General features: G+C 72.8%; 10 protein-coding genes. 3 read left to right on the top strand and 7 right to left on the bottom strand.

The features are described from left to right. Positions 1-120: 120 nt before the first annotated feature. The 3 genes from ACF1CT_RS11810 to ACF1CT_RS11820 all read left to right on the top strand — a co-directional run bounded on the left by ACF1CT_RS11810 (position 121) and on the right by ACF1CT_RS11820 (position 4,750). The gene (locus ACF1CT_RS11810; RefSeq protein WP_391783657.1) at positions 121-1,629 is read left to right on the top strand and encodes an LCP family protein; all 1,509 of its coding nucleotides are present in this window, start codon (positions 121-123) and stop codon (positions 1,627-1,629) included. A gap of 524 nt (positions 1,630-2,153) precedes the next feature. Further along, positions 2,154-3,326 carry an ADP-ribosylglycohydrolase family protein gene (locus ACF1CT_RS11815; protein ID WP_391783658.1) on the top strand — a complete coding sequence of 391 codons (1,173 nt, stop codon included), beginning with the start codon at positions 2,154-2,156 and terminating at the stop codon, positions 3,324-3,326. Next, a complete protein-coding gene (locus ACF1CT_RS11820) occupies positions 3,326-4,750 on the top strand; it encodes an ADP-ribosylglycohydrolase family protein (protein ID WP_391783659.1) in 1,425 nt (474 codons plus the stop codon). The genes ACF1CT_RS11815 and ACF1CT_RS11820 overlap by 1 nt, the downstream gene beginning before the upstream one ends. A gap of 26 nt (positions 4,751-4,776) precedes the next feature. Here ACF1CT_RS11820 and ACF1CT_RS11825 read toward each other — a convergent pair whose 3' ends face one another. The 7 genes from ACF1CT_RS11825 to ACF1CT_RS11855 form a co-directional block, all read right to left on the bottom strand. Beyond that, complete coding sequence (locus ACF1CT_RS11825; protein ID WP_391783660.1) at positions 4,777-5,592, bottom strand: hypothetical protein; 816 nt, start codon at positions 5,590-5,592, stop codon at positions 4,777-4,779. 268 nt (positions 5,593-5,860) lie between these two features. Continuing rightward, positions 5,861-6,685, bottom strand: coding sequence for a thioesterase family protein (locus tag ACF1CT_RS11830; protein ID WP_391783661.1), 825 nt, complete (start codon positions 6,683-6,685; stop codon positions 5,861-5,863). 205 nt (positions 6,686-6,890) lie between these two features. Beyond that, positions 6,891-7,121: a phosphopantetheine-binding protein gene (locus tag ACF1CT_RS11835; protein ID WP_391783662.1), complete on the bottom strand. Its 231-nt coding sequence runs from the start codon at positions 7,119-7,121 to the stop codon at positions 6,891-6,893. Positions 7,122-7,126: 5 nt separating this feature from the next. Next, entirely contained in the window at positions 7,127-7,759 is a 633-nt protein-coding gene (locus tag ACF1CT_RS11840; RefSeq protein WP_391783663.1) for an isochorismatase family protein, read from the bottom strand. A gap of 13 nt (positions 7,760-7,772) precedes the next feature. Then, complete coding sequence (locus tag ACF1CT_RS11845) at positions 7,773-9,539, bottom strand: (2,3-dihydroxybenzoyl)adenylate synthase (RefSeq protein WP_391783664.1); 1,767 nt, start codon at positions 9,537-9,539, stop codon at positions 7,773-7,775. Continuing rightward, positions 9,536-10,741 (bottom strand): isochorismate synthase DhbC, encoded by a 1,206-nt coding sequence (gene dhbC, locus ACF1CT_RS11850; protein WP_391783665.1) that lies wholly within the window; start codon positions 10,739-10,741, stop codon positions 9,536-9,538. Before dhbC ends, ACF1CT_RS11845 begins: the two co-directional genes overlap by 4 nt. A gap of 249 nt (positions 10,742-10,990) precedes the next feature. Further along, complete coding sequence (locus tag ACF1CT_RS11855; protein ID WP_391783666.1) at positions 10,991-11,911, bottom strand: 2,3-dihydro-2,3-dihydroxybenzoate dehydrogenase; 921 nt, start codon at positions 11,909-11,911, stop codon at positions 10,991-10,993. Positions 11,912-11,965: the final 54 nt, after the last annotated feature.

The following is an 11,965-nucleotide window of genomic DNA, read 5'->3' on the forward strand; positions in this document are numbered from 1 at the left end:
GGCGTCGTTCACCGATCACGCTTGCTACATTGCGCAACTGTACAACCGTGGGGCGGGATCAGTCGTCCTTCCCTGTGACCGGAACCAATGGGTTGCCCGCATGACCGATGGGATGGACACATGACAGACAGCCGCCAGGCATCCCGGCGCCGCGCGCGCCCAGCGGCGGAGCGCGGCCGGCGGCGCAGGCGGGGGCGCGGCCGGACCGTCCTCGCCATCACCGCCTCGCTGCTCGTCCTGGGGACGGCCGGTGCGGGCTGGGTGTATCTGCGGCTGAACGGGAACATCACCACCTTCGACGCGGACGGGGTGTCCGGCGACCGGCCGCCCGCCTCCACCAAGGGATCGAACGTCCTGGTGATCGGCTCGGACGGGAGGACCGACGGCAACAGCGAGCTGGGCGGCGGGGACAAGGACGACGTCGGCCGCTCCGACACCGCGTTCCTGCTGCACACCTACGCGGACCAGAAACACGCCGTCGCCGTGTCCATCCCCCGCGACACCCTTGTCGACATCCCGTCCTGCAAACTGCCGGACGGCAGCTGGTCCCGCCCCCAGCACAACGTCATGTTCAACGCCGCCTACTCGGTCGGCGAGACCGCCCGGGGCAATCCCGCCTGCACCCAGAACACCGTCGAGAAGCTCACCGGGCTGCGCGTCGACCACACCGTCGTCGTCGACTTCAAGGGCTTCGCGACGATGACCGATGCCGTCGGCGGCGTCCAGGTCTGCCTGCCCCAGGACGTCTATCAGCAGGACCTCAACCCGAACCGCACCACGCGGGGCGAGCGGATCTTCGCCAAGGGCCCGCAGACCGTCTCCGGCCGGAAGGCACTGGACTACGTGCGCATCCGGCACGGCATCGGCGACGGTTCGGACATAGGGCGCATAAAGCGGCAACAGGCCTTTGTCGCGAGCCTGTTGAAGCAGATCAAGAGTGACGGGCTCACACCGGCCAAACTGTTCCCGCTCGCGGACGCGGCGACCAAGTCGATGACCGTCGACCCCGGGCTCGGCTCGGCCGACAAGCTGGTCTCCTTCGCGATGTCGATGAAGGACATCGATCTCCACAACACCAAGTTCGTGACCGTGCCGTGGAAGTACCAGGGCGCCCGGGTGGCGATCGTCCACCCGGACGCCGACGCCCTGTGGGCGGCGCTGAGGGCCGACCGCACCCTCGACGGAGAGGACGCCGGGAACGGGAAGGCCGGGGCACCGGCCTCGTCGCCCACGCCGGGCGCCGACGGGCCCGTGTCGGGCGCCGGCATCTCGGTGGCCGTGCACAACGGCACCACGGTGCCCGGCCTCGCCGCCCGCGCCGCCGAAACCCTGAAGGGGCACGGTTTCACCGTCACCGACGTCACGACGGCCGACGTCCGCACGCAGGTCGGCACGGTGATCCGGTACGGCCCCGGCCAGGAGGACCGGGCCGGGGAACTCGCCCGCGTCTTCCCGGGCGCGGAACTCACCCAGGTCACCGCGCCGGGCATCGCCGTCGTCGTCGGCAGCGTGTACGCGGACCAACCGGACGCCTCCGCCTCCACCCCGCCGCCCGCCGTCCCCGTCAAGGTGGCCGACGACGCACGCTCCGCCGACGACAACCCCTGCTCGGACCTCTCGTACGGATGACACATCCCGCGGGGGGCGGGATCGCACCCCCTGCCGCCGCGGCCGTGCGGCCCCGGCGCACGGGGGCGGCCCGGAGCCGGTCGAATGGCCTTCGGCCGGAAGGCGGACGCGGCACGGCGCGGGCGGTTCCAGTACGCCGGGACGGCCCGGCGGCGGAGCCGCTCGGCCGTCCCGGCAACACCGGAAGCGCGCGTGCCAGGACGTGGCCGCCCGGCCGGAGGTCACCCGACAGGCCCTCGGGGGGCCGACCGGGCACCGGACGCGGCCGGGCAGCACACGCGCGGCTCCGTGCAACCGCCTCATCGACGCCGGCAGCCGTATCCTCTACCACCAACGAGGCCAATGGGGCATCCCTGACAAAAAGGAAAGTGCAACGCCATGCATGCCGATCCCCCTCCGCCGCCACTCCACCGGTGGACCGCACACCACCGCCCGACCGGACCGGAGTTCGGCCTCCCGGTGGGGCGTCCGGTCGCCGCGCCGGACGGCCGCGCCGGCCTCCCCTCCCCCGGAGGCTTCCCGGCATGACCACCCGCACCGACACCACGCCCACCGTCCTGAGCCTGGAGAACCGCACCGCGGGCACGCTCGTCGGGGCCGCCGTGGGCGACGCGCTCGGCGGCCCCGTCGAGGGCTGGACCCCGCAGGCCATCGTCGAACGGCACGGCGGCCGGGTGCACGGCATCGTGGGTCCGTTCCACGGCGACGCCTGGCGGACCGCACGCCCCATCGCGCCGTACCACAAGGGCGACGGACACGTCACCGACGACACCCTGATGACCCATGCCCTGGTCCGCGTGTACGAGAAGGTCCGCGACCACCTCGACGCCCACGCGATCGCCGACCACCTGGTCCCCGACCTGATGACCCGTCCCCGCTGGATTCCCGAGCTGGAGGCGGAGGCACTGCCGCTCCAGCGGATCTTCCTCGCGGAGAAGTGGATCGTCGCGCGCCTCCACTACGGGCACGTCGACCCGCGCGAGGCGGGCGTCGGCAACATCGTCAACTGCGGTGCGGCGATGTACATGGCCCCCGTCGGTGTGGTGAACGCGGGCAACCCGCGCACGGCGTACGAGGAGGCCCTGGACATCGCGGGCGCGCACCAGTCGTCCTACGGCCGCGAGGCGGCGGGCGTCTTCGCCGCGGCGGTGGCGGCGGCGTTCGTGCCGGGCGCGACGCCCGCGTCCGTCGTCGCGTCCGCCCTCGGGGTGGCGAAGGACGGCACCCGCTCGGCGATCGAGGCGGTGTGCGACGTCGCCGTGCGGTACGACGACTTCGAGGAGGCCCTCGCCCCGCTGCGGGAGGCGGTGGCCCCCTTCGACACCGTCGGTCCGGAGTACCGCAACCCGTCCCTGGGGGCCCGGCGCCCCTCACGCCTGCACTCCATCGAGGAACTCCCCATCGCGCTGGGCATGTTGCTGGTGGGCGGCGGCGACTTCCGGCGGACGGTGCTCGGTGCCGTGAACTACGGCCGCGACTGCGACTCGACCGCCACGATGAGCGGTGCGCTCGTCGGCGCCCTGCACGGCGAGGGCGCGGTGCCCGAGGAGTGGGGCACCGAGGTCGCCCGGGCGAGCCGGCTGGACCTGTGGTCCCCGGCCGTCTCCCTGGCCCGCGTCGCCCGCGAGGTCCACACCCGCGACCTGGAACGGCGACGCGCCCACGAGGCCGCCTTCGCCGCGATCACGAGCCTCTGATGACACGTCTGACATGGGTGCAGCCCGAGGACCTGGTCGGGCACGAACTGCGTCAGGCGGCGCTGGACGGCCGTGACGCGACGGAGATCGGACGCCGCTGGGCCGCGGCGGGCGGCCACCCGGCGCCGGAACGCGCGGGCGCCTCGCCGCACCCCGCCCCGCCCCGGCTGCGGGCACTCGCGGAGGAACTGCTGGACGCGCTCGCCGATCTCCCGTCGCCGCTCACCGCGGCGGAAGCGGCGCCCGCACCGCTCCGCGAGGACGCGGACCGTGACCCGGCGGGTGACACGCCCCCTCACCCCCGGCCCGCCCCGAACACGGAACACGACCGCCTGCACGCGGCGTGGCTGGGCCGGGCGATCGGCTGCCTGCTGGGCAAACCCGTCGAGAAGGTCTCCCTCGACGGCATCCGTGCCATCGCCCGTTCCACCGGAAACTGGCCCCTGCGCACCTGGTTCACCGCGAGGGGCCTGGACGCGGCCGTCGCCACCGCCCATCCCTGGAACCGCCGCTCCCGCTCCACCTCGCTCGCCGAGAACATCGACGGAATGCCGGAGGACGACGACCTCGACTACCCGCTCCTCAACCTGCTGCTGCTCCGTGGCCGCGGCGACGGGTTCACCACGGACGACGTGGCACGGCTGTGGCTGGACGAACTGCCGGCGGGCCGCACGTTCACCGCGGAGCGTGTCGCCTACCGCAACCTCCTCGCCGGGCTGGAACCGCCGCTGACGGCGACGTACCGCAATCCGTTCCGCGAGTGGATCGGCGCCCAGATCAGGGCCGACGTCTTCGGCTGGACCAACCCGGGAAACCCGGCGCGGGCCGCCGAACTCGCCCGCCGTGACGCGGTGCTGTCGCACACGGGCAACGGTGTCCACGGCGCGGCGTTCGTGGCGGCGGCCCTCGCGCACGCGGCCGGCCCCGGCCCCACCACGGTGCACGAGGCGTTGGCCGCGGCCCTCCGTCACGTCCCGCCGAACTCGCGTTACGCACAGGCCGTCCGCCTCGGTGTCGACACCGCGCGCGCGGAACCCACCGGCACCGCCTCCGGCTTCGAGCGGGTCGTCGACGTACTCCACGCCCGATACGCACCCGACCACCACTGGGTGCACGTCCTGCCGAACGCCGCCCTGGTCGCCGCCGCCCTCACCCACGCCGACGGCGACTTCCAGGGCTCCATCTGCCGTGCGGTATCGGGCGGTTGGGACACCGACTCCAACGGCGCCACCGTCGGTTCGATCGCGGGGCTGCTCGCGGGGCGGCCGGAGGCGATCGGCGAACGCTGGTCGGCCCCGCTGAAGAACCGCCTGACCACCTCCGTGGGCGACTTCGACGGCATCGGCTTCGACGAACTCGCCCGCCTCACCCTGGAAGCACGCACCGCACGCCCGGCGGCACCGCCCGCGCGACGTCACCTCTGATGTCAGAGGTGACGTCAGAGGTGACGTCAGGAGTGGCAGTGGAGCCGGACGAGGACGGTGTCGCCGGGCAGGTCCGCGAGATACGCCTCACTTCCCGGCCACACCGCGGGCCTCGAAGGAACGTGAGGGCAGAGGGCGGGCTCGCAGAAGGCATGGACGGCGTGGGTGCCGCCCTCCAACCACCAGCCGTCCGGGGTGAGCACGTCCGTGTCCGGCGGGTTCGCCCCGGTGAAGTCACGGATGTACGCGGCACGGGTTCCGGCGTAGCCGATGACGGGGTGCTCCTCGGGATCGTGGGGGCCCAGAAAGCCCAGATATCCCATGTCGAGGCTGAACGGATGATCGAGGTAGGCCCCGATCAGCGGCTGGGCCCGGTAGGCGGCAAGCATCTCCTCGCCGAACCGGTCACCGGGGAACGCCTCCGGATCGTTCCGCCAACGGTCCACGAAGACCGCGAGGGGAACGGCCGGGGGATGCGTGGCGGACAGGCTGTGCCACAGGTCCCAGGACGCTACGACGGCACGCTCGGAAGCGAGGTGCGGCTGCGAGAAGTCGAGCAGGGCGCGCGGCCCTCCGGCACAGACGCCCGGGGCGCTGGGGCATGGTGTGCCGTCGTACCGGCGGTCGTCGTGGATGAGCCTCGGATCGTCCTCGTGCCCGGGAGCGACGGCGAAACCCATGCCGTCGCTCCCCCCGTGGATGCGACGCGCGTCCCACATGCCGCGGTCGACGGGGTTGTCGCTCGTGTCCTGATAGAAGGGTGCGAGGGCCTTGGCGAGCGCTCCCTCGACATCGACCACCGCCTCGGGCGGCAGACAGACCGTCACCCATACACCCGCCATCCGACCGTCCCCCTGCCGTGTCGTCGAGCACACCGACCGCGACGGCTTGTCCGGGTTCGGGAGCAATGCCGCGCACGTTGCGGCAAGTTGAGTACGGAACCTATCCGGGACGCGCATCCCGCACCAACGGGTTTCGGGGTGGGAAGCGACGTCTCGGCGCCCCGCAGGCCCGTGCACGCCGAAGTGCCGGACGGCCTCGGGGCCCACGCGCCGCGGGGCCCACTCCCGCGGCGACGGGCGACGGGTGACGGGCCGGGCGTGGCACGTGTCAGGGGGCTTCCAGCGGCCGGACCGTCAGCATCTGCTGACACTGGCCGATCGGGCCGTGGACGTCGTGGAGCACGGTGCTGGTGACACCGTGGCCTTCGGCGCCGAAGGTGACGGAAGTGTCCAAGCCGGCCCATTCGCCCCGGGGTTGACGGTGCAGGTGGAGAGTCAGGTCGACGTTGGGGAACATCCACTTGCCGGGCGGCTGACGCACCGCGATGCCGTTCGCGGTGTCGACGAGGGCCACGTAGGACGCGAGCGGACCGGCCTGCTCACCGGCCACCAGGTCCAGGCCGGTGGTGATCCAGGCGGTGGTGCGGCCGGGCTGCGGGAGGCCGACCGTACGCACGTCGATCGAGGCGATGAAGCCGCCGGACCAGAGATCGGCCATCGGCCACGGTTCGGCGCGGTCCGGGTGGGGCAGCGGCTCGGTGTCGCCGCCCGCCACGGAGGCGGTGTCGCCCGCCGCGAGGAGCCACGCGCGGGCACGGACCACGGAACGTCCGGCGATGGCGAGCGTCGCCTCGACGAGCTCGATGGTGCGACCGGGGCGGATCGTCTCGACGTGGATCTCGATGTCGTCGACGGCGATGCGGCCGAGGATGTCGAAGCTGATGCGGCCGATGCGCATCTCCCCGCCCCCAGCACCGCCCGCGCCCCCGCGCGCGGCGAGGAAGCGCTCGATGGCGTGCGTGACGAGGCCGCCCACGGGGCTGAAGTGCAGTTCGTCCGCGTTCCAGGCGCCGCCGGCGTGGCGGGTGGGCCGGTACCTCCGTTCGTCGATTCGCTCGAAGTAGCTGGTCGGGGAGTCGTCCGCGGTGCTCAACAGGTCTCCTGCATCCGATGGGCCGGGCTGAACACTTGCAGGGTACGACCATGTTCATGCGGCACGGACGGGGAGGGGTGGCCACTGAACCGCCACGTCCCCTCCGTCCGCGCCGACTCTCCCCGCGGGAGGGGATTCCGGCAGGTGGTCCCGGGCGATGGTCCCGGTCGGTGGTCTTCAGGCGGTGATCTTCAGGCGGTGATCTTCAGGCGGTGATCTTCAGAAGTACGGCCCATTCCTCGATCGCCGGGCGTTCGGCGAGGTCCGCGACGGCCGTGTCCACCCCGTGTGCCTCGCGCCAGCGGCCGACCAGCATCATCAGGCGGACGGAGTCGAGGCCGTAGTCGACGAGGTTCTCGTCGTCGGGGATGTCGTCGACGGACTCGCCGAGGACGTCGGCGATGTCCTTCCGCATGTGCTCCAGGGTGAGCGTCATGGTGTTCAGATCCCTTCGAGAACGGTGTCGACGGTGGTGACGGCGGCGCACCGGCCGGCCGCCCACTTCAGGGCCATGGCGTGGTCCTCGGCGGAGAAGTCCGCCACGGCGTCGGCCACGACGAACGCCTGGATGTCCCGCGTCCAGGCGTCGCAGGCGGTCATCAGCACGCCGATGTGGGCGTAGACACCCGTGATGACGAGCTGGTCGCGGCCGAGTACGGCGAGCCGGTCGGCGAGGTCGGTGCGGGCGAAGCCGCTGTACTTCCATTTGGTGACGACGGTGTCCTCGGGGCCGGGTGCGACGGCCTCGGCGATCGCCTCGGCGGCCGGGTCGGCGGGCAGGCCGGGGCCCCAGAAGTCCTGTTGCAGGCCTCGCTGCGCTGGGGTCTGTCCGCCGGGCTGGGCCGTGTAGAGGACGGGGATGCCGAGTTGTCCGGCACGGGCCCTCAGGGCGGCGACGCCTGTGAGGAGTTCCGGGATCAGGTCGGTCCGGTCGTCGTAGGCGGAGAGGAAGTAGTTCTGCAGGTCGTGCACGAGCAGGACCGCGCGGGACGGGTCGACCTTCCAGTCGACCCGGTTGGCGGGCAGGTCTGCCGCGGTCGGCATGGAGTACGAGGTGATCTCGGGCAGGGCCATGAGGGGGTCCGGTTCAGTTCTGTGCGGCTGCGGATGCGGAGGTGGGAAGGGGACTGTCGGTGGCGGAGGCGGGGCTGGGGAGGGAGCTGTCGGCGCTGGGGCCGGGAAGGGCGTTGTCGGGGACGGAGGCGGGGCCGGGGAGGTGACTGTCGGGGACGGTCCGGGCGGCGGCCCGGAGGTCCTTCTTGGAGATCTTGCCGACGCCGGTCTGCGGGAACTCGGTCACGAACTCGACATGGTCGGGCACCTTGTAGGCGGCGAGACCGCGGTCGCGGACGAACCGTTTGACCGCGACGGGCTTCGGCGCTTCGGCCCCGTCCCGCAGGATGACGTAGGCGCGGCTGCGTTCGCCGAGGTAGGGATCCGGTTCGCCGACCACGTTGGCGTCGTGGACGGCGGGGTGGGCGAGGATGTGGTTCTCGACCTCCTCGGCGGCGATCTTCTCGCCGCCGCGGTTGATCTGGTCCTTGGCCCGGCCCTCCACGATCAGGTGGCCGGTGGCGGTACGCCGGACGATGTCCCCGGTGCGGTAGAAGCCGTCGTCGGTGAAGGAGCGGGCGTTGTGCCGGGGTGCGCGCCAGTAGCCGCGGATGGTGTACGGGCCGCGGGTCAGCAGGTGGCCGGTGCTGCCCTCGGGAAGGTCCTCGTCCTGGTCGTCGACGACGCGGATCTCGTCGTCCGGGGAGATGGGGCGGCCCTGGGTGGTGACGACGGTCTCCGCGGGGTCGTCGAGGCGGGTGTAGTTGACCAGCCCTTCCGCCATGCCGAAGACCTGTTGGAGGGTGCAGCCGAGGGCGGGGCGGACCCGGCGGGCGGCCTGTTCGCTGAACTTGGCGCCGCCGACCAGCAGGACGTCCAGGCTGCTGAGGTCGTACGGGGTGGCCGGGGCCGCTTCCGTCCAGACCAGGGCGAGCGGCGGGACGAGGCCGGTGAGGGTGACCCGCTCCCGTTCGATCAGCGGGAACGCCGCCTCGGGGCTGGGCTGATGGCACAGCACGACGCGGGCCCCCGCGTACAGCGCGCCGAGTGTGCCGGGCGAGGAGAGCGGGAAGTTGTGGGCGGCGGGCAGGACGCACAGGTAGACGCTGTGCTCGTCGACCGCGCAGATCTCGTTGGAGCCGCGCAGCGAGTAGATGTAGTCGTCGTGGGTGCGCGGGATGAGTTTGGGGATGCCGGTGCTGCCGCCGGAGAGCTGGAGGAAGGCCAGATCGCCGGGTTCGGGGCCGTCGATGTCCACGGGTTCGGCGGGCACCGCGTCCAGCCGTTCGAACTCCCCGGCGTCCGGGCCCACCACGAACACGTGACGCAGGGTGGGTACGTCGGCGCGGACCGCCGCGGCAAGTTCACGGTAGTCGAAGCCCCCGTGCTCGCTCGCGATCACGTAGGCGGTGGCCTCGGTGAACTCGCAGAAGTAGCGGATCTCCGTCTCGCGGTGCGCGGGCAGCGCGAAGACCGGCAGCGCGCCGATCCGGAACAGCGCGAAGATCACTTCGAAGAATTCGGCGGTGTTGGGAAGTTGCACCACCACCCGGTCGCCCTTGGCGATGCCCCGGGCCAGCAGGCCGGCGGCCATCCGGTCGGCGCGGGTGTCGAGTTCGGCATAGGTCCAGCGGCGTTCGGCGCTGCCGTCGGTGGCCGGGTCGACGATCGCGACGCGGTCGTGGTGGTCGAGGGCCCGGTCGCGGAGCATCTCGCCGAAGGTCTCGCCGCGCCAGTGTCCGGCGGCCCGGTAGCGTTCGGCGAAATCGGCGGGCCAGGTCGGGGTCGGGTCGGCGTTCACAGCTGGGCCCCCACGGCGCCGAGGAAGGTGCGGAACTTGGCGGCGGTCTCGGCGGTCTCCGCCTCGGGCTCGGAGGCGGCCACCACTCCGGCTCCCGCGTACAGGCGCAACGAGGTGGGTTCGGCCTCGGCGCAGCGGATGGTGACGACCCATTCGCCGTCGCCGTCGGCGTCGCCCCAGCCGACCATGCCGGTGAAGAAACCGCGGTCGAAGGGTTCGCTCTCCCGGATGATCCGGCGGGCGGTGTCGGTGGGGGTGCCGCAGACGGCGGGGGTCGGGTGCAGCGCGCAGGCGAGTTCGAGCGAGGTGGTGTCCGGGGAGCGGAGGGTGCCGGTGACCGTGGTGGAGAGGTGCCACATGGTCGCGGTGCGGACCAGGGTGGGCTTGGCGGGCACGGTCAGGCCGGTGCAGTGACGGGCCAGGCTCTCCTGGACGGCGTTGACGACGACGGCGTGTTCGTGCAGGTCCTTGGCCGACTCCAGGAGGGTCGCGGCGCGCCGGACGTCCTCGGCGAGGTCGTCGCTGCGGGGCACGGAGCCGGCCAGCGGGTTGGCGACCACCCGGGAGCCGTGCCGTGACACCAGCAGTTCGGGGCTGGCGCCGAGCAGGGTGCGGTGGGGGCCGGTGGGCAGGGCGAAGGTGTAGCCGGAGGGGTCGCGGCGGGCGAGTCGCTGGAGCATCGCGGGGACGTCGAACGGTGCGTCGGCGTCGACCCGGAGGGTGCGGGCGAGGACGACCTTGCTGAACTCGCCCTTCCACATACGAGCGACGGCGTCGGCGACGGCTGCCGAATAGTGTGCCGGGGCAGGTTCTTGATGAACCGTCAGGTCTGTACGGGAGGGCGGGTCGGTGGGGAGGGCGACGAGCGGGTCGGCGGTGAGCGGCGGAGCCGTGTGCAGGGTCGCGGGGACGGCGAGTGCGGCGGGGGCGTCCTGGTCGAAGGGGATGGCGCCCATGACGACGGGGTGGGCGTGGCCGGCGGCGCGGGCCTCGGCGAGGGTGGCCGCCACCCGCAGGGCCGGTGGCCGTTGGTCGTGCGGCACCTCGCTGTGCACGCCCTCGCCGAGCAGGGTGCGGGTCGGGGTGCCGAGGAACCGTGCGCCCGGGACGTAGGAGTTGAGCAGGCCGGTGGCCACGCCCACGGCGGGGTGGCCGGGCTCGGCGGTGGTGCGGGGTGCGGCGACCTGGGGTGCCGTCGACACGGTGGCTCCGTTTCTCGTACGTCCGGCCGCGGGCACGGGCGTACGGGGTGGGGATGGATGCGCGGGGTGGGGCGAGCGGGTGAGGTCGTCACGGACGGAGTCGCGGCGACCGGAGACGACGCCGGGGCGAGGCCCCGGGACGGCGCGAGCCGACGGCCGTCGTGGAGGCGGCTGTCGTGGAGGCGGCTGTCGCGGACAGGGCCGTCGCGGATACGGCTGCCCTGGAGGACGCCGTCGGCGAAGAGGCCGTCAGCGAAGGGTGGCGCCGCCGTCGACGTAGAGCTCCTGCATGGTGATGTGGCGTGCGAGGTCCGATACGAGGAAGAGGACCGCGTCGGCGATGTCGGACGGGGCGGCGATCCGGCCGAGCGGGATGCCGGTGCGGTAGGCGGCCGGGTCGCCCTCCACCACGCGGGCGGGGGCGTCGGGGTCCTGCCAGAGCGCCCGTTGCATCGGGGTGTCGGTGGAACCGGGGGCGACCACGTTGCAGCGGACGCCGCTGCGGGCCAGTTCCAGCCCGAGGCATTTGGTGTACATCGCCGCGGCGGCCTTGGAGGCCGCGTAGGCGGCCATCCGCGTCCGGGGCACACCGGCGGCGTTGGAACCGACGGTGACGATGCTGCCGCGGCCTCGGGCGGCCATGCCGGGGGCGACGGCCCGGGCGGTGTGGAAGACGCCCGTGGTGTTCACGGCGAAGGTGGCCGCCCAGTCCTCGTCGGACAGTTCGGCCGCCGGGCCGGGACGGAGGATTCCCGCCACGTTGACCAGGATGTCCAGGGGTCCGTGACGGGTGCCGGCCGTGTCCACCACGCCGCGCACGGCCGTGGCGTCCGTGACGTCCATGGCGTACGGCGTGATGACCCCGGCCGGTTCCGGCGCACCGCCTCCCGCGAGCGCCGCGCGGTCGGCGGACTCGACGCGGGCAGTGGACTCGGCGTGGTCGGCCGCGAGCGCCTCGACGCCCTCGGCGTTCCGGTCGGCCGCCGCCACGTGGGCGCCCTGCGCGGCGAGCGCGCGGGCGACGGCGGCGCCGATGCCCTGCCCCGCTCCGGTGACCAGGGCGCGACGGCCGGTCAGGAAACGGCTCCCGCACAGGGCTTGGCGCCCGTCCCGGGCCTCGGACACGGAACCGGACGCGAACGCGGAAGCGCCGGATATGACGTCGGACATGACTACTGACCCCCATTTCGTAAGGTAAGCCTAACCTTACCCATTCGCGAGGGC

It is taken from the genome of Streptomyces sp. NPDC014734 (assembly GCF_043083325.1).
Lineage (GTDB): Bacteria > Actinomycetota > Actinomycetes > Streptomycetales > Streptomycetaceae > Streptomyces.

Excerpts from the sequence above, each read along its gene's own strand:
- ACF1CT_RS11810 (WP_391783657.1), top strand. The coding sequence starts at position 121 with ATGACAGACAGCCGCCAGGCATCCCGGCGCCGCGCGCGCCCAGCGGCG.
- ACF1CT_RS11815 (WP_391783658.1), top strand. The coding sequence starts at position 2,154 with ATGACCACCCGCACCGACACCACGCCCACCGTCCTGAGCCTGGAGAAC.
- ACF1CT_RS11820 (WP_391783659.1), top strand. The coding sequence starts at position 3,326 with ATGACACGTCTGACATGGGTGCAGCCCGAGGACCTGGTCGGGCACGAA.
- ACF1CT_RS11825 (WP_391783660.1), bottom strand. The coding sequence starts at position 5,592 with ATGGCGGGTGTATGGGTGACGGTCTGTCTGCCGCCCGAGGCGGTGGTC.
- ACF1CT_RS11835 (WP_391783662.1), bottom strand. The coding sequence starts at position 7,121 with ATGACGCTCACCCTGGAGCACATGCGGAAGGACATCGCCGACGTCCTC.
- ACF1CT_RS11840 (WP_391783663.1), bottom strand. The coding sequence starts at position 7,759 with ATGGCCCTGCCCGAGATCACCTCGTACTCCATGCCGACCGCGGCAGAC.
- ACF1CT_RS11855 (WP_391783666.1), bottom strand. The coding sequence starts at position 11,911 with ATGTCCGACGTCATATCCGGCGCTTCCGCGTTCGCGTCCGGTTCCGTG.